Raw genomic sequence first — 19,464 nt, 5'->3', positions numbered from 1 at the left:
CCTGACTTGTCAGCAGCCGCGTCGTCGGGCGGCGTCGGGCGGCCAATCGACGGAAGCCACAAGCCGTTGACGCTTGCACGCCACACCCGGCTCTTCTGGGTGGGAGGACCATCCGAAGGACACGCGCTGTCGCGGAGGAGAACGCCGGAACGTCAGGAGTGCCGACGACGACCAGCGCCCTGCCTATTGCCTTTCGCTCTGTCCCGCTTCGTAACCGCTCCGGCGTCATTCCCGCCAGCCGATCCAATCCCATCGTAAGAGTCCCCGAACGGGGATGATCAACTCGTGGGCATTCCTCATGCCCGAACCTGACGTATGGAAACCGAAGGAGCAGACGTGTCTCACGACAGAGTGGCACCGTGAAGTGGTTCAACGAAGAGAAAGGATTCGGCTTTATCACCCCGGAGAGCGGGCCCGACCTTTTCGTGCACTTCCGGGCGATCCAGGGCACCGGCTTCAAGAACCTCCGTGAGGGACAGAAGGTGACCTTCGTGGCGGTGCAGGGCAGAAGGGAATGCAGGCGGACGAGGTCATCGCCGAAGGATGAGCGAGTCGGCTCACCTCCGCTCGAGCGGAGGCGGAGGTGAGCCGCTGCCCGCCAAGCACGGCGGGTTACGTATAGCCGCACGGAAGATTGAAGTGGCGTCCGTCGATGCCATGAATGGCGAGGCCCGGTGGGCCGTTTTACCATCAACGAACGGCGCTTCGCACCACGAGGCGCCCCCTCATACCGCCATGGCCAGGACCGATCGGATCGAGGCGCTATGAAGCAGGAAAAGACCAGGACACGCCGCGGCGAAGCAGCGCCGGAGTTCCCTGCCCTGAGCGTCACCCTGGAAGTCAACGGCGACTCCTATCGTCTGAACCTGGACTCACGGGTGACGCTCCTGGACGCTCTGCGTGACCATCTGGGACTCACCGGAGCCAAGAAGGGCTGTGACCAGGGAGCCTGCGGTGCCTGCACCGTGCTCGTCGACGGGAAGCGCATCGTTTCGTGTCTCGCGCTCGCGGCCCAGTACGACGGTCGTCGGATCACCACGATTGAAGGCCTCGGAGACGACAGTGAGCCACACCCGATGCAACGGGCCTTCGCCCGTCACGACGCGTTCCAGTGCGGTTACTGCACGCCCGGGCAAATCATGTCCGCCGTGTGTCTGCAGGCCGAGGGCCGGGCAGGCACGGAGGAGGACATCCGTGAGTTCATGAGCGGAAACATCTGCCGCTGCGGCGCCTATCAGAATATCCGTGCCGCTATTCGCGAAGTCGTTGCGGAGGGTAACGATGCGTCCCTTTGAGTACCTCCGGCCGACCGAATCCGACCAGGCCGTGGCGGCCGTGACCGCGGATCCGCAGACGTCCTTCCTCGCCGGTGGCACCACGCAACTGGATCTCATGAAGGACGGCGTCCTCAACCCCGATCGGCTGGTCGACATCACCAGACTGCCGCTACGGGGCATCATGCACACCACCACGTCGGTGCACGTCGGTGCCCTCACGACGATGGAGGAACTCGCGGCGGACACCGTGCTGCGCGAGCGGCTGCCGTTCGTCCGGGAGGCACTGCTGCTCGGTGCCTCCACCCAGCTGCGGAACATGGCCACCATAGGCGGCAATCTCCTTCAGCGTGCGCGGTGCCGCTACTTCCGCGACCCCACCGTGGACGCCTGCAACAAGCGCGACCCCGGCTCGGGCTGCGCGGCCATCAACGGTATCCAGCGCATGCACGCCATTCTGGGCACGAGCGAGCACTGCATCGCCCTGCACGCCTCCGACGTGGCGGTCCCCTTCGTGGCGCTCGACGTGATCGTCCACGTACAGGGGCATGACGGCCACCGGACCATTCCGCTGACGCGGTTCTATCTCCCGCCCGGTACCACTCCGCACATCGAGAACGTCCTGAACCACGGTGAGCTGATCACCGAGGTGGAGATCCCGCTGCTGCCGGAAGGGACCAGGTCGCACTACGTCAAAGTACGTGATCGCGTGTCCTACGAGTTCGCCCTGGCCTCGGCCGGCGTCGCCCTGGAGATGCACGGCGACACCATCCGCGAGGCCCGGATCGGCCTCGGCGGAGTCGGAACGATTCCGTGGCGGGCCTGGGGAGCCGAAGAGGTGTTGCGGGGGGCCGTGACCGGCGGCGACGCCTTCCGGGCCGCGTCCGAGGCGGCCCTCGAAGGCGCCCGGACACTGCCAGGCACCGCGTTCAAGGTGGAACTGGCCAAGCGCACCCTGGTACGCACCCTGGAAATCGTCGCGGGAGCCCAGTCATGACCACCGTCGAAACTCGCCCGCCGCTGATCGGCGAAGGCATCGACCGCGTCGACGCCCCACTGAAGGTCACCGGGACGGCGAACTACCCCAATGACTTCAGCTACCCCGGCATGGTCCACGCGGCCCTGGTCGGCAGCACCATCGCCGCCGGACGCATCCGCAGCATCGACGCCTCCGGCGCGCAGGCCGCTCCGGGCGTCCTCACCGTCATCACGTACCTGACCGCCCCTCACTTGGAGCGCGGACCGATGACGCTGCTCGGGCCGTCCGTACCGGCGCCGATGCAGGACGACCGGATCCTGCACTACGGCCAGCACGTGGCGGTCGTCGTGGCCGACACCCCTGAACAGGCCCGGCACGCCGCGTCCCTGGTGCGCATCGACTACGAGCCGGCCGCCGAGGCGCTGCTCGACACGGAGGACCCTCGCGCGCAGATCGTGGAGGACCCGTGGGACATGGACCATGAACGCGGCGACGTCGAGGCGGGGTTCGCCCAGGCCGACGTGGTGATCGACGAGCGGTACACCACTCCGGACAACACCAACAACCCACTCGGCCTGATGGGCACCATCGCCGCCTGGCACGGCGACTCGGTCACCATCCACGACTCCACGCAGTGGCCACACAACGTGCGAACCTCCATCGCGCAGATCTTCGGGATCCCGGAGAGCGGAATCCGTGTCCTGGTCCCCTTCATCGGCGGCGGCTTCGGCGCGGGCCTGCGCGTGTGGTCCCACACCATCCTCACCGTGCTGGCCGCTCGCGAGATCAGGCGCCCGGTGAAGCTGGTACTCACCCGGCCGCAGATGTTCACCTCGGTCGGGCACCGCCCCGACAGCGTGCAGCAGATCAAGATCGGCGTCACCCGGGACGGTGACCTCACCGCCATCGAACACCTCAGCATCTCGTCGTTGACCATGGACGACGACGACTACGAACCGGTGGCGTCCGGCACAGCCGTCGCCTACGCCTGCCCCAACGCCCGCACACGGGACCGGCAGGCACGGCTGAACATCCCGTGTCCCGGCTCCATGCGAGCGCCTGCGGAGGCACAGGGGAACTGGGCCCTGGAGTCCGCCATCGACGAGGCGGCCCACGCCATCGGCATGGATCCGCTCGCCTTCCGACTGCACAACTTCGCCGAGGTCCATCCCGTACTGAATCTGCCCTGGTCGAGCAACGCGCTGCGTGAGTGCTACACGTTGGGGGCGGAACGGTTCGGCTGGTCCATGCGCACGCCGGAGATCGGTTCCATGCGTGACGGCCGGTGGCTCATCGGGTGGGGGATGGCGGCCGGGGCATTCCCCTTCTTCCAGGCCCCGTGCCAGGCACGGGCGTCGCTGCGCCACGACGGCTCGGCCTACGTGCGCAGCGCCGCCGCCGACCTGGGTACCGGCACCTACACGGTCATGACCCAGCTCGCGGCGGAACTCCTCGGCCTGGAGATCGGCAAGGTCCGCTTCGACCTCGGCGACTCCGACATGCCGTACGCGCCCATGGCCGGCGGGTCAGGTCTGACCGGGGCACTGTCGGGCGCGGTCAAGATCGCCTGCACCAAGCTCATCCAGGAGTTCCTCGACGTCGTCCGCGACGACGATGCCTCCCCGCTGCGCGGTGCCGGACCGGACGACGTGACGGTGGGCGAAGGCCGGCTGTTCCTCATCGACTCGCCGGACCAGGGCGAAACCTTCGTCGACATCCTCGCGCGGCACGGCCTGGAGGAGCTCAGCGCGGACGGCCGCAACACACCGCCCGTGGCCGAGAAGATCAGGATGGCCCCGGCCGGGGCCTTCGGCGCAAAGTTCGTCGAGGTGCGCATCGACCCTCAGCTGGGACTGCTGCGAGTGGCTCGCGTGGTCACGGCCATCGACGGCGGACGCATCCTCAACGAGAAGACCGCCCGGAGCCAGATCATCGGCGGGACTGTCGGTGGCATCAGCCAGGGCCTGTTCGAGGAGACCGCGACCGACGCCGGCACGGGTCGTATCGCCAACGCCACCTTCGCCGACTACCTGATGCCCGTCAACGCTGACATCCCCGACATCGAGGTCATCTTCTGCGGCGAGCCCGACCGCGCATCGAAGGTCGGCACCAAGGGCGTAGGGGAGGTCGGACTCGTCGGCCTGGCCGCGGCTGTCGGCAACGCCATCCACCACGCCACCGGCCGCCGGCTGCGGTCCCTGCCGCTGACCATCGAACAACTGATGCTCTGAGAACGGCCTCCCGCACGGCCGCCCTGTCCGCGGTCGTGCGGGAGGCCTGCCTCAGCGGTCACGGTCGCAGTGGTCGTCACGTCCACGAGCTCGGACGACGACCGGTCCCGCGTCCGCAGTTCAGCACCCATCAAGCCGCGCGCCGACTGGGCCGGGCGCGGTTGGCGTGGACGTGCGATGACCCGCGTCCACAGGGGCCCGGGGCCACCCGGTGTCCAGGTACAACTCAGTTGAGGCCAGGCGGGATTGGCAGGGCCGAGGGTGATGACCCAGGCTCGTCTTCGGGTACCCGCTCCCCACCGGTGGTGCGATGCGGGATCATGCAGCATGCACTCGGATGCCTGGCGTCTCTCCGAAGACCTCGACGACCTTCTCACACGAGCCGAAGCCTTCCTCCGCTCGCGCCCCGTCCTGCACAACACGCCGCTCACCGTGCTGGAGAAGTGGCGCACCAGCCCAAGCGCCTACACCCCTGGCACAGTCCTCTTCGGCCGGCTTGAGTCGGAGGGCGAGACCCATGCGATCTTCTTCCGCCCGCCGAGCCGCCGCCTGACGCTCACTCCCCTCTCCCCCGGGCAAGCCGAAGCTCTGGCCGCCGAATTGGCCGCCCTGGGCCATACGCTCGCCGGCGTCACCGCGGACCACGACACCGCCACAGCCTTCGCCGAGGCCTGGCACAAGCACACCGGCGCGACGCCGACGCTCCGGGTACGGATGCACCTTCACCGCCTCGGCACGCTCACACCGCCCGAGCCGCACCCAGAGGGACACGGCCGGGTCGTGGGCGACGAGGACCACGAGCACCTCATGCAGTGGTGCCGTGAACTCGCCGCGGATCTCGGGGAGACCGTCACCATCGACGCCGCTTCCTGGGAGAGCACCCGCTTCGCCGAGAAGCGGTACACCTTCTGGGAGACTCCCGACGGCACCCCCGTCTCCATGGCCGGCGTGAACCCGATGGTCGCCGGCATGGTCCGCGTGGACCCCGTCTACACCCCTGCCGACCTCCGCGGCCGCGGCTACGCGGCCGCAGTGACTGCCGAGGTCACCCGGGCCGCGCTCACCGCGGGTGCCAAGGAGATCGTGCTGTACACGGATGCGGGCAACCCCACCAGCAACGCCCTCTATCAGCGCCTCGGGTACCGTCGGGTCGCCGATTGGGCCCCGTACGACTTCGCGTACTCCGAACCGGCAGCCCCCGTGAGAACTTGAGCAGGCAGGCAAGACCTCCTCGACGCCCCGGGTCGGCCTGCGGCATCGCGGTGCCGACGTGACCCGGGCGTCGGGGTGGACGGCACAATCTCGGCGAGGGCGAAGGGCGCGGTGGACGAGGGCCTGGGTGGGCGGCCTGAGCGGCGCGTAGCCGGCTGGGCGGCATGGCCGCGTAGCCGCGGGGCGGGCCTGGCAGGCCCGTAGCCGGGTGGGCGGCGCGTCGTCGGCTGAGCGGCCTGGGGCCGCACAGCCAGACGTCGGCCGGGAATGTGCGGGACCTTCGATGCTTTTGCCTCACGCGGCCTCGCGATGCGAACCTCGGCAGGCGATCGCCACCCGGCTACGCGCGCCTGCACGCGGCCCCCGCCTGGGGCGATCTCACCGTCGTACCACGCAGCAGCCGAAGTTGCCGATTCCCTGGCAACCAGGATTTCCAGCAGTTCCCGCCTCCGCAACCGGTCAGTGGACAGCACGCTGGAGACGCACAACGCCTATACCGAGGAGTCCGCCGTGTCCCTCGCCTTCACCGACCTGACCTCCGTACTCACCGGCATCTTCGACGCGCCCTGGTGGGTGTCCGTGCCCTGTCTCGGGGCGGCCGCGGGACTGTCAGCACTGCGAACCGTCTTTCCGCAGAACTCCGCAGACCGGCTCGCCTGGTGGCGGGACCGCCGCCGGCATCAGGAGCGCCGTACACGGGACGACGCGCAGTGACGGGAGCCGGGAGGCGAGGCGCACCGCGTTGAGTCTCGCAAGAACGGCGCGATCCGCGGCAGCGTATACGTCGCCGGCGACGCGAGGCAGCTATCAGTCAAACCCTGTCGACCGCCTTCGCCGCGCAGCGAGGCCTGGACGGCGGCCGGCGCTCCGGTGACCTCCTGGAGTTCGCCACCGTCGATGCCGCCCAGTCGTGCGGGCTCGACGCCCGAACGGGCAGCCTCGCGCCCGGCAAGGACGCCGACATCATCCTGCTGCGCGCCGACGACATGCGGGCCGTTGCCGTCGACTGCCGCTCGGAGCCGGCTGAGCCACTCCGTGCCAAGCCGGCGCCCGTTGGGAAGCTGGTCGTCTCGATCCCAGCGCCAAGTTGTGATCATCGCCAGTACGAGGAGCCGGCACTCGCGCAGCAAGTCCCGATCAATACCCGGATAGTGCTCGCTGACTTCGTCGGGCGCATGGACGAGGTCGAATTCGACGGGCCCACGGCAACACGTCTCGAGGTCTATGAAGAGCAGTCCGTTCTTCGTGGTGAGGACGTTACCCGGGTGGGGCTCGCCGTGCAGCAGCTGCTCGACGCCGCCGCGCTCGCCGATCGCTTGTCGCAGGTTTCGCAACGCGTCGCCGAGCAGCTGACGGTCCGCATCGGCAAGCGCCGGGGTGTGCTCGCGGTTCGCCAGCAGTTGTTGAGCCTGCTCGACCCGCACCGTGAAATGCGGCGCCGCGACATCGAGCTCGCGCAGGCCGGCATGCAGCCGCACAAGCGCGTCGGCGTAGCCGGTCGGGGAGATCTCACGTGGTGTCAGGGGCTCGTAGTAGGTCCACAGCGTGGCCACGAAGCCGTCACGCTCATGGACGCGTGGCTCCACCCGAGGCTCGAGAGCAGCCACAGGGCAACCGGATTCGGTGAGCCGCTGAGCAAGTTCGATCTCGAACTGTGCGACCTGATGCGCAACAGGGGCCACCCGGGCCAGGACGTCACAGGGCAGAAGACGCAGAGTGAGCTTGTTCGAGTCCTGGAGAACGATCGCGTTGTCGACCATCAGGCCAAGTGATGAAGCGATCGCCATGGCCACGCCCACCGCACGCGAGCGCTCCGATGCCTGCATCGTCGCCAGGCCCCTCTCCTCCGGGTACTGCCGGGACTCTCCAAGCGGTGCAACCTGCGCACCCAACCAACGACGAAGGGGTACCTCACCGATTTCGGGAAGGGTCCCTCCGACGGCATACCACAAGCCACCTCGCACCCACCCGGCCACGAGCAGTTGGAGGCGGGCCGTTCCGGTCAGCTCCGCAGTGACAACAGCGCAGCGGCGACTCGCTCGGTCGCCTCCGGCGGGGTCGAGGCGTGCGGGGAAAGCCTCAGCGAGTCGGTACGCACCGTCGCGGTGACCCCCTCGTCCTGCAACGTCTTGGCGACGAGGACGGGGTCCTGATCCGGTAGCGCGAAGGAGAGGATGCCCGCGCGCCGTGACGGCTCGGCCGGGGACAGGACGCGGCCGCCGGACCGCTCGACGACCTCGGCGAGTTCGGCGATCCGCGCCGCGATCACGGACTCGATCGCCGCGACGGAGTGCCGTTCCACGAGCTCCAACGCGGCGGCGAACGCCGCCGCCGCAACCGGGCTGAGGTGGGTGATCGACCAGCGCCGGGCGTCCACGGCGGGCGGATGCTCGGTGCCGTCGAACAGGCCGGTCTCCTCGACTCCGGTCCAGCCGGTGAGAACCGGCTCGAGGGAGTCAAGCGCGCGGTCGGACAGGGTCGCGAAACCTGTGGACCAGCCCGCGCGCAGCCACTTCTGGCCGCCCACGACCAGCACGTCGGCCGCCTCCCATGCCATGTGCGTCACGCCGAACGCCTGGATGGCATCCACGATCAGCAGCCGATCCGGCCCGATCGCCTCGCGCAGTGCCGCCAGGTCGGCACGGTATCCGGTGCGGAAGTCCACAGCGCTGACGGACACCGCGACGGTGTCGTCCGTCAGCGCGGCGCGGACCAGGTCGGGGCTCATGCCCTCGCCGGGCGCCGGGTCGAGCCAGCGAGGCGTGACCCTGCCCAGGTCCGCGGCGCGGCGCCACGGGTACTGGTTGGAGGGGAAGTCGGTGCGCGAGGCGAGGACGACGCCCTCGCGGATGCCAAGGGCCGCGTGGAAGAGGCCGGTTGAGGTGTTCGGCAGGAGCACGGTGTGCTGGGCGTCGGTACCCACCAAGCGGGCTGCGCTCTCCCGCGCCGCCTGATCAGCCTGCATGAGGCCGTCCACGGTTGTGTGGTCGGGCCGGGCGGACTCCTCCGTCGCACGCGCGGTGGCCGCCACGACCTCCCGCGACGGCGGCCCGAAGCGTGCGAAGTCCAGGTACCCGGCGGGTGCGTCAAAGTGAGCTGCGTACGACGTGAGCACAGGGCTCTTCCTTCCGGGACAGACCTTGATCGGGCGGAGCATGGGGCTACCGCATCGGGCCATGGTCTCGATACGTGCACCGGCTCACCTCACCGGCGGCGAACGTGCCGCCCCACTCCCCCGTACGGTACGGCCCTCGAGTGCGAAGCCATCGGTATCCCCCTGGAACCACCTTGCACCGGTCATGGTGGATGCCGGCTGGCGCTTGCCGGCGTCGGCGGCATGTGGCGTTGTTCCGCGGGCGTCACGGTGAGGCAACACCACGCCGACGCCCGCCGCTGGAGCGCCAAGACCGACGCATCATGTGAGTCCGGGAGGACGACGCGACGGGGGGCCGGGGCAATGGAGTTCACAGTCGGACGGATCAGACGGCGGGGGCAGCTCTGTCTGACAGCGGGGTTCATCGGGCTGGCCGGGGCGCTGGTGTGGTTCGTCGTCGGCGACAGCGTCGACGGCCCCCTGGGCGTGACGCTGTACGGGGCCGTCGCGTCGCTCACGGGGGCGGCGTACCTGTGGAAGGCGCGGCGGCCGTTCCGACTGCGCGTCGACGGGATCGGGATCACACTCCACGACGCGGAACTCGCCTGGGAGCAGATCGACCGGGTTGCCCTCTGGCATCCGCCGAACACCGGTGAGGACAGCGTGGACACCAAGCCCCCGAAGCCGCATCTGCAACTCTGGACAGCACCCGGCGTGACACTGCACCGCAGACCCGATCACACCCTCGACGGGCCGCCCCGGTACACGATCGTCAACTGCGCTGACCTCGACCAGAGTGTCTCCGCGCTCACTGCCGCCCTGGCCCAGTACGGCGGCGCCCGCTTCGAGACCGCGCCGCGCAACGTCCGGCCGCCCAGTCCGGTGACCCGGTCAGGCCCCGGGCGCGGCGTCCCTGGCCGCGAGTACCGCTTCGTCGCCAGGAGCGGGGCAGGGATCTGGACTGTGTTCTGGGCGGCGTCGGCCGCCGTGTGCAGCTTCGTGCTCATCGCGTCCGTCGTCGGCGATCGCCTGATCGGGCCCTTCGCCGTCCTCCCGGTCGCGACGATGGGCGGGTTGCTGTCCTGGCCTCTCGCGATACGTTGCTTCCAGCAGTGGCGCAAGCCGCTTCGGCTACGCGTCGGTCCGGCGGGCATCGGGATGCGGAAGGTCTCCGAGCGCGAACTGTTCCTCTACTGGGACGAGATGGCCGTGGTGACTGTCGGGCCCGAACCCTTCGGCAAGGACCACCGGCCCTGGCTTGTGGTGTGGCTCCTTCCAGGCTCCACCGTCCGCGCCGCACCCACACACCTGGTCGACGGACATCAGGCGTACGCCCTGGTCCGCCTGGACCGGCTGCCGGGCGGCGCGGAGGCGGTCGTCCCGGCGGTCCGGGCCTACGCCGGGGAGCGCTACGGCGAGGCCGTGTGAGGACTCCCGCAGGTCCGGCTGCGTGCCATGAGCACTTCGTCGCCTGCGCCCGGAGCACCCACCCCCCTCATAGTCTTCATTCGGTCCTGCAACAGGGGCACCTGCCTCCGGGCCCGGCATGACTGTGTCCCCCTGTCGAAGGCATGACCTGGGGGCGGTTTCACCGGGCGCGGAAGGCGCCGTCGGAGACGCTGATGAGAGGTCCGGCCACCGCCCGGTCCGGCGCAACGCCGGACAGCTCGCGGGGGGCAGGTCTGCATGACGTGGATGCACACATACGACACCGATGCCGAGGCCAGAGCAACAACTGTGTTGAGTTGTCCAGGCTCAGTGCCGGCCGGCTGGGAGCTGGCGGTGTCCAGGACCTCAAGGAGGGCAGTGCGGAGGGACGAAGACCGGCTCCCCGCGCGCCCAGAATGATTCCGGGGCGCCCGCGTGGATCGACGCCAGGCCCCGCGTTGAAAGGCCGGGACGGCGCCGGACCCGGTCGTGCCGAGCCGTGCGAGGGGGTTCGTCCCCCAGGTCGGCCGCGTCCCCCAGGTCGGCGGTCGCGTAGTTCGCCAACGCGGGCACCAGGACGTCGGCCAGATCCCGGCGGTCTGCATGATGCCGAGTGTGGCTGTTGAGCAGTTTGCGTTGCTGAAGGTTTAGCTCACAGATGGTCGGCCGTCCCGACTGACCTTGCGGCGGCACTCCGGTTCCTTGCCAGGGTCGGGTCGTCACCAGTGCAGTGGTTCAAGAGGAGCGCGGCCGTTCTGGCTGTAGTAGGCACGTACCAGCGAGATGCCGGCGACTCGGCCACTTTCTGCGACTGCGTGCTCCGCGGCCTTTCGCCCGGTGAAATTCCGCCGCTCTCGTTCGTACTCTTCGACGCCCTCGAAGTTGAAACGGCTCGCATCATCCAGGAGACGAAGCTCGCCACTGCCCTGGACCAGCGTGACGATGAGACGGTCGTGACTCTGGGGATCGCGGTACTCGTACCGTTCGGACGTAGAACCGCAACTGGAGGCGACCGGTGCCCGTGAGCCGATCCATCGGTCCTCGCCGAGGCCTTTCCCCATGCCTCACCAACCGTCCGCAGGTCGCCGTCGAAGGTGACAAACCGCTCCAGCCGCCACTGGCAGCTGAGTGGGCCAGGCTCCTTTGGCATGGCGTCTCACCACCCATGTGCGGGCAGGGGCGCGGCACTTCGGGTCGTGACAGGACAGGGCTCGCTTCCCTGAACCGAGACTGCGACCGGGAATCGGGAGATCACAACGAACGACGGCAGGCTCGCTAAGCCGTTGCGGCCAGGAAGGCCCGTAGGCACGTGCCAACCCCCGGCTTCGCTCGGAGTGGCCGCCAGCCCCTCGGCCCGTTGCCCCAGGATCTCGTCGGCCCGGTGGCCGAGGAGGTGCTGGGCGGTGTCCGTCCAGCGGCTCACCACCCCGTTCCGACCGACAACCGCCAGTGCCGCGCCGGCGCTCCCATGCGCCGAACCGGCACGGGACGCGGCGGCGACATCCGGCACCTTCTTACGCTAGGGCTGCCGTCCTGCGCTGCGGAGCGGCCCAGGGTGGCGCGGGCCACGCTGCGGGCCCACAGCCCCCGGTTACAGCCCGTAGTCCGACGATGACGGATTCTCTTGATCCGCAGCCTCGCAGGGCGGTCATGGACTTGCCGGGCGGACTGAAGCCGGCCCGGGACACCCGGACCGCAGGCGACCCCCCGTGCGCTTCCATGACCGACGAGGGGCTCAGGGGACCTGCGACCGAGAGTGAAGCGGAGATCGCCGGCTGGAGCAACGTCCTGATCGGAGCGCCGGCCTGACGACGGGGGCATCGCGGACCGGGGTGGGGCGGGCCGACGCGGAGCGGGAGGAGCAGGCGGAGCGGTCCCGACATGGCGACCCCTTTCGGGCGACTGAGCATGCCAGGTGCCGTTGCGCTCATAGATCACGCCTATCACCCACAAGGTCCGACGTGACATGCGATATACCCTTTGGCGCCCGGTGGCGCGTAACCTGGCCGACTGCCCTCGCACCCAGCGCAGCGGCATCGGGGCACGTCACATCGATCGTTCAGGAGACCCATGCAACCCCGGATAGCCTCCCTCCGGCCCGTCGCCCTGGCGGGCGGTGCCCTGACCGTCGGCATCGGCGGGCTGTATCTCACCGCGCTGCTGCTGACCGGCGGCGAGATAGAGGCGGGCACGACGGTGCGCGGCGTGGACATCGGGGGCCTGACCCGCGCGGAAGCCACCGAGAAGCTGGAGCGGCACCTGCCGGGGACCGGTCCGCGACAACTGGCGGTGAAGGTCGGCGAGCGCAAGGGCGCGGTCGACCCGCAGCAGGCGGGGCTCTCGTTCGACATCCCGGAAACTCTGGATCGGGCGGCGTCCACCGGGCATGATCCTTTGAGCCTGTTCGGCGGGCTGTTCCGCTCGGGCGGTGACGTCGAGCCGGTCGTACGGGTCGACGAGGACAAGGCCCGTGCCGCCCTCGGAAAGCTGGCCACCACGCTCGACCAGAAGGTCAGCGACGGCGCCGTCTCATTCGACGGCGGCCGTGTCGAGCAGAGCGCGCCGCGCACGGGTTACGCGTTGGACGTGGACGCCGCGACAGGTGCCTTGCGCGCCCCGTTCCTGCACGGCGCGGCGGACTCGGTCACGGTGCTTCCCGCACGCGAGACCAAGCCGAAGGTCACGGCGGAAGAGGTACGGCGGGCGGTGCGCGCGTTCGCGCAGCCGGCGATGTCGGCACCGGTCACGCTCACAGCGCACGGCAAGCGATTCACGATCACCCCGGCCGTGCTGGGCGAGCACCTGACGATGCGGCCTGACAAGTCCGGCAGGCTCACGCCGGCACTCGACAGCAAGGGCCTGCGTGCCACGCCCGAGGTGGCCGGCGCCCTGAACGCCCTCCCCGCCACCCCTCAGAACGCCCGGCTGGGGCTTGACGGCGACAAGGTGGTGGTGGCGGCCGACGCCGCCGTCGGCGTGGAGGTCACCGACAAGGCGCTGGGCAAGGCCGTCCTGCCCCTGCTCACCAAGTCGGGCGCCGCCCGCGCCGGCGAGGTGGAGGCACGGGTAATCCAGCCGGAGGTGACCCGTGAGAACGCGGCCGGTCTGGGACTGACCGAGAAGTTGTCCTCCTTCACCGTCAACTTCGAACCCGCCGCCTACCGCACGACGAACGTCGGGCGGGCCGTGGAACTCATCAACGGCTCCGTCGTCATGCCGAACGAGACATGGAGCTTCAACCGCACCGTCCGCGAGCGCACCGAGGCCAACGGATTCGTCGACGGCATCATAATCCTCCACGACAAGTACACCAGGGCACCCGGCGGCGGGGTCTCCGCCGTGGCCACCACGGTCTTCAACGCGATGTTCTTCGCGGGTGTCAAGCCCGTCGAGCACGGTGCCCACTCCTTCTACATCGAGCGCTACCCCGAGGGCCGCGAGGCGACGGTCGCCTGGGGAAGCCTCGATCTGAGGTTCACCAACGACTCCGGTAGGGCCATCTACATCCAGGCCGAGTCCACTGACACCTCGGTGACCATCAGCTTCCTCGGCACGAAGAAGTACGACGAGGTCACCTCGGTCCAGGGTCCGCGCACCAACGTGCAGCAGCCCGACAGAAAGGTGAGCACCGACGAGGCGTGCGTACCGCAGACCCCGCTCGAGGGCTTCGACGTCACCGTGGAGCGGGTCTTCCGTGACAACGGCCGGGAAGTGCGGCGGGAACCGTTCCGCACGCACTACACCCCTCGTGACGAGATCGTCTGCGAGGCGGCCGCCGACCAGGATGCGGACTGAGCCTCGCCGCGTTCCCTCACTCGCCGGGCACCGGTGCCCATGCGGGCCCCTTGGAGTTCCAGGCCTGGCATGCCTTCGACGGTGATCAGTGATCGTTGATCAGTGGGCACCAGGGAACGCGCTCTCCGCCCACTCGGCGAAGCTGGTCCAGGCGATCCCCGGATGGGCCGCATGCAGAGCGTGGACGTCGGCCTGGTAGCCAGGTCCGTTGAGAAACGTCCACATCGCGCGCATGTCCGGATTGCCGATCTCCTCCAGCGGTACCTGCACATTCCGGACTTCCCGTCCCACAGCTGCACCCAGGGCGGCTGCCATCTGCGCCGGGGTGGGAGCATCGCTCGCCAGCTCGATTCGCTGCCCGACGTATGGGCCGGGGTTGAGCAGCAGCTCGGCGGCGAAGGCACCGTGGTCGGTACGAGCCAGCTGCTGCAAGGGCCGCTCGGAGGGGAGAGGCAGGTCGAGCATCCCGGCGAGGATGCGTTCCGCCCCGCCAAGGGCGTTGTCGTAGAAATACGTCGGCCCCAAGATCGTATGAGGAACTGTGCTCAAGGCCAGCTCCGCTTCGATTCGAGCCTTACTGTCGAAATGCGGTACGCCGCTTCCTTGGCCGGCGCCCGCTACCGAGCTGAACACCAGATGCGGTACGCCCTTCTCGCCGGCGGCAGCCACGATTGCCTGCCCCTGGGCAACCTCGGCGTCCAGGCCTGCCTCGAAAGGCGTGGTGTACGCGAAGACCCCCGCCACGCCATCCATCGCGGCGGCGAGGCGTCCACGGTCACTCAAGGAACCCGCCACAAGCTCGGCACCCTGATCGGCCAGCCGGCGCCCGGAACTCCGCTCGGGGTCCCGGACCATCGCCCGCACCCTGGCGCCGCGAACCAGCAACGCCTCAGTCACGGCCCTTCCCTGTCCACCGGTGGCGGCGAGTACCAGAACAGGCGCATCACTCATGAGAGACTCCTCCATCCCCGGTCCGCAGTTGTGGACCGGCAGCGGACACACCCAACGGTATTGGGTCATGGCGGGCAGCCCGCGCATTGCGCGACGGGCCCTTGTTCGCGGTCGGGGATGAGACGTCTGTCGGCCACCGGCACCGGAGGCCCCCCGTGTGGCTGGTACCTGCGACGTCAGGTCAGGCTACGGCGCGTCCGGGTCAGCAGCCGCCGGCTGAGGCAGCCTGCGGCTCCGGGGATGTCGACGTGAGCCCGGTCGTCATACCGCTGCCCTTGGCGTCCGCTCTGTTTCGCAGCCGTACCCTCAACCAGGTGTCCAAGCCGGCCCAGGGTTCGGCGGGGAGTGGCTGAGTCCCCTTGGTAGGGTGCGCCGATGTCATCGATCAGGCAGTTCCAAGTCACCTTCGACTGTGCGGAACCTGAGCGTCTCGCTCGCTTCTGGTGCGAGGTGTTGGGGTACGTCGTATCACCGCCACCGAAGGAGTTTGCCACTTGGGACGATTACCAGGCATCGCTGCCACCTGAGCAGCAGGACGCATGGTTCGCCTGCATCGATCCCTCAGGGGTGGGCCCGCGGCTGTACTTCCAGCGCGTGCCCGAAGGGAAGGCCGCCAAGAACCGGCTCCATCTTGACGTGCGGGTCGGTACCGGACTCGTGGGCGAAGAGCGTCTCGCCGCACTGGAGGCCGAGTGCGCGCGACTTGTCCCGCTCGGCGCGGTACACGTGCGAACGCTCTATGACGGCAAAGATGCGTGCATCCCGATGCTGGACATCGAGGGCAACGAGTTCTGTCTGGACTGAGTACCTTCCGAGGTGTGGGGTGGGGAGAGCGGGCGGCCTTCTGACGTGGTCGCCCACACCTCACCAGGCCCCGTAGTGACCGCGAGCCCGTCGGGCGATGGCGGAGGGTCGTCCCGGAGCACCACCTCGCACCTGCGTGATGCGTCACCGTTCCTGGAGCGAGACGTGGAGCGGTCCCTGGCTCTGCAGGCCGCCGGCGACTCGTCGCCGTTGCCGCTGTCGGGTGAGCGCGCCGCCCGACAACGGTCGTCGTACGGCCGGGCGCGGGCCCGGGGCCGGCCGGCGAAGTGGGCGCGGGCGAGACCGACGCACGTCCGGGTCTCGCCCAGGCGGGCGTTCGCCTCGCGGTATCGGCGATCGGCCCGCCGCCCTCGCTCAGCGGCACACGCTGCTCCCACCGCCCGGCGCGGTCAGGCGGGACAGCGGCCGAGGAAGGCGCGGATGTGCTCGGTGATGGTGTGAATGTGGCTCTCCAGGGCGAAGTGCCCGGATTCCAGCAGGTGGATCTCGGCGTCGGGTAGATCTTGCTGAAAGGCCCGGGCACCCGCGGGGCCGAAGATCTCGTCGTTGACGCCCCAGACCGCCAGAAGAGGGACCTGTGAGTTCCGGAAGTACTGATGTACCTGCGGGTAGAGGTCCAGGTTCGTGGCGTAGTCACGGAAGAGTTTGAGCTGGATCTCGTCGTTGCCGGGGCGGTCGAGCAGCGCCTGGTCATGGACCCAGTTGTCGGGGCTGATCAGACTGGGGTCGGGTACTCCGTGCACGTACTGCCAGCGGGTGGCCTCGAGGGTGAGGGCGTCTCGCATGGGGCCCTCGGTGTCCGGACCCGGGTTCTTGGCGTAGGCGAAAGCGGCGTCCCAGAAGGGCTGGACGAACCCTTCTTCGTAGGCGTTGCCGTTCTGGGTGATGATCGCGGTGACCCGGTCGGGGTCCTGGAGGGCGAGACGCCATCCGATGGGGGCGCCGTAATCCTGCACGTACATCGCGAACTGGTCGACACCCAGCTCCTGGAGCAGGCCGGCGGTGATCCGGGCCAGGGCGTCGAAGGTGTAGGGGAAGTCCTCCATGGCGGGCATCGCGCTCTGGCCGAACCCGATGTGATCGGGGGCGATCACGTGGTAGCGGTCGGCGAGTGCCGGAATCAGGTGGCGGAACATGTGCGAGCTGGTCGGGAAGCCGTGCAGCAGGACGACGACGGGTGCTGTGGGGTCGCCTGCCTCCCGGTAGAAGACGTCAAGGCCGTCGATGCGGGCGGTGCGGTGGTGGACTGCGAGAGTCATCCTTCTAACCTTTCTACTTGCTTTCACTGGTTACTCATCCAGTCGAGCACATCGACCACTAACCAGTCAACTGGTTCATGGAGGTTAGATTCACCCTCGACACCGGACAGCCGGGCGCCGGAGGGAGGCCGGATCGGCTAACCGTCGAAGGACTTTTCTGTGGTTAGCCTGCGCTTCACTCATGTAACCTGTCAAGCGCAACAAAAGGGTTAGGAGGCAGCGTGGTGGCCGATCGAGAACAGCAGGACGCCCTGCTGGAACTCCTCAACAGCACGCCGGTGGTCAACGGCGGTGTGCATGATGAGCTGGAAGATCCAGAAGCGGCCCGGTCCTGGCAGCGCAGTCACGGCGGGAGCGGCACCGCCGCCGAGCGGAAGCAGTTGATGGAGGTCCGCGAGGCGTTGCAACAGGTGGTCCGTGGGGACCGGCCGGCCACCTCACTGTCCCCGCTGCTCAAGGGCGTCACCTCTCATCCGCGCATCACCGCGGAAGGCGTGTCCTGGGAGCCGAATCCCCCCGCAGACCGCCGGATGGCGGTGGAAGCGGTGCTGACCTGGGGCGCGCTACAGCAAGGCATGCCTGGCAGGCTGCGCCCCTGCGCCAACCCCGAGTGCCGGCTGTTCCTGCTCGACCGCAGCAAGACGAACAAGGCCCGCTGGTGCTCCATGGCACTGTGCGGCAACCGCATGAAGGCCAGGCGCCACTACCAGCGCACCCGTAAAGCAGCCGCTGACTGACCGAAGGAACGGCGGAGGGCGAACGCGCCGGTGTGGACGCGGACGCTGGAGCGGCCGTCCAGAGACAGTCGGTTGTTGCTGTCATGGACCTGTGCGAAGACGGCGTACACAGCTGTGGCCCCTGCACATAGCCCTCGGATGCACGGGCCACACCCCGCAGCCCACTGCGCCGCAGCGGCAGGCCACCGGATCCCGCCCTCAGCGCTCCCCCGAAAGTGAGCAACAGGCCACATACGACTCACCGCCTCGCCAGAGGAGTACGGGGCGGCACCCGTGGACTGTGCCCGGCCCACCGCGCGTCGTTCCGGGTGTTGCCGGGCCGCAAGGGTAGTCAGGTGCGGTGACCACCCCCTTCGCACCTACGCCTGGCGGCGCGCCCGAGGCCGAGGCCCCGGCGCTCAAGAAGGCGCTGACGACGCCTCTGCTCTATTTCTTCATCCTGGGCGACGTGCTGGGCGCCGGCGTCTACGTCCTCGTAGGCCAGGTCGCGCGAAGTCGGGCGGCGCCGTGTGGGTACCGCTCCTCCTCGCCCTGCTGCTGTCGCTCCTGACGGCGGCGTCGTACGCCGAACTCGCGACGAAGTACCCGAAGGCCGGCGGGGCCTCCCACTATGCGACCCTCGCCTACGGCCCGCTCACCGGGTTCCTGGCCGGATTCTGCATGCTTGCCGCGGGCATCGTGTCGGTCGCCGCACTGGCACGTGGTTTCGCCGGCGACTACCTGACCGCCTTCGTCAGCCTTCCCGTCCTCCTGGTCGCGGCGATCTTCCTGTGCGCGCTGGCGCTGCTCAACGCCCGAGGCATCAGGGAATCCACCGGCGCCAACGTGGCCGCGACACTCGTGGAGGTGGGCGGTCTCCTCCTCGTCGTCGGCCTCGGCGTCCGGGTGCTCGTACGCGGCGACGCGGGCGGGCTGGTGAACCCAGGCACTGCCGACACGGGCGTGGTCACCGGGGTCCTGAGCGCGACGGTGCTCGCGTACTACTCCTTCGTCGGCTTCGAAACCTCCGTCAACGTCGCCGAGGAGACCCGGGATCCGCGTCGCTCGTATCCGCGGGCACTCTTCGGTGCCCTGGCGACGGCCGGTGCCGTCTACGCCCTGGTCGGGATCGTCGCCTCGGCCGCCGTCCCCACCGAAACGCCGGCCCGCTCCAGCGGCCCCCTGCTCGAAGTGGTGAAGGAGGCGGGCGGGGTTCCGCCGAAGCTGTTCAGTGCCGTCGCCCTCGTCGCCGTCGCCAACGGCGCGCTGCTCACCGGCATCATGAGTTCCCGTCTGGCCTACGGGATGGCCCGGGACGGTCTGCTCCCCCGCTTCCTGACCGCGGTGCTTCCCCGGCGCCGCACCCCGTGGGCCGCCATCGCGGCCACGACCTCGCTGTCCTTCCCGCTGGCGCTGACGGGCGACGTGGCGACCCTCGCTTCCACGCTCGTGCTGCTGCTCCTCGTGGTGTTCTTCATCGTCAACACCGCCGTCCTCGTCCAGCGGCGCGACCGCCCGGCCGCGCCGCACTTCCACGCGTACACGGCCGTGCCCGTCCTCGGCGCGCTCTCCTGCGTGGCGCTCGCGACGCGGATCGACAGCGGCGTATGGATCCGCGGACTGATCGTCATCGCGGTCGGCGTGGCCCTCGGCGCCGTCGCCGCCCTGCACCGCCGCAAGGCGTCCTCCTGACCGGCACC

13 protein-coding genes and 4 pseudogenes are annotated in these 19,464 nt (G+C 69.1%); 13 read left to right on the top strand and 4 right to left on the bottom strand.

Annotation, left to right across the window (positions count from 1 at the left end; genetic code table 11):
- The first annotated feature begins 308 nt into the window (after positions 1–308).
- The 7 genes and pseudogenes from ACGF8A_RS25485 to ACGF8A_RS25455 form a co-directional block, all read left to right on the top strand.
- Positions 309–547: pseudogene (locus tag ACGF8A_RS25485) on the top strand (cold-shock protein).
- Positions 548–764: 217 nt separating this feature from the next.
- A complete protein-coding gene (locus tag ACGF8A_RS25480; RefSeq protein ID WP_393111950.1) occupies positions 765–1,295 on the top strand; it encodes a (2Fe-2S)-binding protein in 531 nt (176 codons plus the stop codon).
- Positions 1,282–2,271: an FAD binding domain-containing protein gene (locus tag ACGF8A_RS25475; RefSeq protein ID WP_393111948.1), complete on the top strand. Its 990-nt coding sequence runs from the start codon at positions 1,282–1,284 to the stop codon at positions 2,269–2,271. Before ACGF8A_RS25480 ends, ACGF8A_RS25475 begins: the two co-directional genes overlap by 14 nt.
- Positions 2,268–4,484, top strand: a complete 2,217-nt coding sequence (locus ACGF8A_RS25470) for a xanthine dehydrogenase family protein molybdopterin-binding subunit (RefSeq protein WP_393111946.1) — start codon at positions 2,268–2,270, stop codon at positions 4,482–4,484. Before ACGF8A_RS25475 ends, ACGF8A_RS25470 begins: the two co-directional genes overlap by 4 nt.
- Before the next feature lie 327 nt (positions 4,485–4,811).
- The gene (locus ACGF8A_RS25465) at positions 4,812–5,696 is read left to right on the top strand and encodes a GNAT family N-acetyltransferase (RefSeq protein ID WP_393111944.1); all 885 of its coding nucleotides are present in this window, start codon (positions 4,812–4,814) and stop codon (positions 5,694–5,696) included.
- Between the two features lie 462 nt (positions 5,697–6,158).
- The gene (locus tag ACGF8A_RS25460) at positions 6,159–6,410 is read left to right on the top strand and encodes a hypothetical protein (protein WP_393111942.1); all 252 of its coding nucleotides are present in this window, start codon (positions 6,159–6,161) and stop codon (positions 6,408–6,410) included.
- A 65-nt stretch (positions 6,411–6,475) separates the two neighbouring features.
- Positions 6,476–6,613 (top strand): annotated as a pseudogene (locus ACGF8A_RS25455) (hypothetical protein); the annotation flags it as partial.
- Positions 6,614–6,694: 81 nt separating this feature from the next.
- Here ACGF8A_RS25455 and ACGF8A_RS25450 read toward each other — a convergent pair.
- Together ACGF8A_RS25450 and ACGF8A_RS25445 are read right to left on the bottom strand one after the other, a co-directional pair.
- Positions 6,695–7,522, bottom strand: a pseudogene (locus ACGF8A_RS25450) (phosphotransferase enzyme family protein); the annotation flags it as partial.
- 176 nt (positions 7,523–7,698) lie between these two features.
- The gene (locus tag ACGF8A_RS25445; protein ID WP_393111940.1) at positions 7,699–8,853 is read right to left on the bottom strand and encodes an aminotransferase class V-fold PLP-dependent enzyme; all 1,155 of its coding nucleotides are present in this window, start codon (positions 8,851–8,853) and stop codon (positions 7,699–7,701) included.
- Between the two features lie 300 nt (positions 8,854–9,153).
- Between ACGF8A_RS25445 and ACGF8A_RS25440 the strand changes: the two genes are divergently transcribed.
- The 3 genes from ACGF8A_RS25440 to ACGF8A_RS25430 all read left to right on the top strand — a co-directional run bounded on the left by ACGF8A_RS25440 (position 9,154) and on the right by ACGF8A_RS25430 (position 14,013).
- The gene (locus tag ACGF8A_RS25440) at positions 9,154–10,218 is read left to right on the top strand and encodes a hypothetical protein (protein ID WP_393111938.1); all 1,065 of its coding nucleotides are present in this window, start codon (positions 9,154–9,156) and stop codon (positions 10,216–10,218) included.
- A 725-nt stretch (positions 10,219–10,943) separates the two neighbouring features.
- Positions 10,944–11,243, top strand: a complete 300-nt coding sequence (locus ACGF8A_RS25435; protein ID WP_393111936.1) for a hypothetical protein — start codon at positions 10,944–10,946, stop codon at positions 11,241–11,243.
- Positions 11,244–12,288: 1,045 nt separating this feature from the next.
- Positions 12,289–14,013: a VanW family protein gene (locus ACGF8A_RS25430; protein ID WP_393111934.1), complete on the top strand. Its 1,725-nt coding sequence runs from the start codon at positions 12,289–12,291 to the stop codon at positions 14,011–14,013.
- 99 nt (positions 14,014–14,112) lie between these two features.
- Here the strand turns inward: ACGF8A_RS25430 and ACGF8A_RS25425 are convergent, their stop codons facing one another.
- Positions 14,113–14,964 carry an NmrA/HSCARG family protein gene (locus ACGF8A_RS25425; RefSeq protein WP_393111932.1) on the bottom strand — a complete coding sequence of 284 codons (852 nt, stop codon included), beginning with the start codon at positions 14,962–14,964 and terminating at the stop codon, positions 14,113–14,115.
- A 375-nt stretch (positions 14,965–15,339) separates the two neighbouring features.
- On the opposite strand from ACGF8A_RS25425, the gene ACGF8A_RS25420 reads away from it, so the two are divergent.
- The gene (locus ACGF8A_RS25420; RefSeq protein ID WP_393111930.1) at positions 15,340–15,768 is read left to right on the top strand and encodes a VOC family protein; all 429 of its coding nucleotides are present in this window, start codon (positions 15,340–15,342) and stop codon (positions 15,766–15,768) included.
- 410 nt (positions 15,769–16,178) lie between these two features.
- Here the strand turns inward: ACGF8A_RS25420 and ACGF8A_RS25415 are convergent, their stop codons facing one another.
- Positions 16,179–17,048, bottom strand: a complete 870-nt coding sequence (locus ACGF8A_RS25415; protein WP_393111928.1) for an alpha/beta fold hydrolase — start codon at positions 17,046–17,048, stop codon at positions 16,179–16,181.
- Positions 17,049–17,269: 221 nt separating this feature from the next.
- Here ACGF8A_RS25415 and ACGF8A_RS25410 point away from each other — a divergent pair, with 221 nt between their 5' ends.
- Together ACGF8A_RS25410 and ACGF8A_RS25405 are read left to right on the top strand one after the other, a co-directional pair.
- Complete coding sequence (locus ACGF8A_RS25410; protein WP_393111926.1) at positions 17,270–17,785, top strand: CGNR zinc finger domain-containing protein; 516 nt, start codon at positions 17,270–17,272, stop codon at positions 17,783–17,785.
- A 340-nt stretch (positions 17,786–18,125) separates the two neighbouring features.
- Positions 18,126–19,456: pseudogene (locus tag ACGF8A_RS25405) on the top strand (APC family permease).
- Positions 19,457–19,464: the final 8 nt, after the last annotated feature.

This window comes from Streptomyces sp. NPDC047706 (assembly GCF_043204795.1).
GTDB lineage: Bacteria > Actinomycetota > Actinomycetes > Streptomycetales > Streptomycetaceae > Streptomyces.
This window is presented reverse-complemented; position numbering and strand designations above follow the sequence as displayed.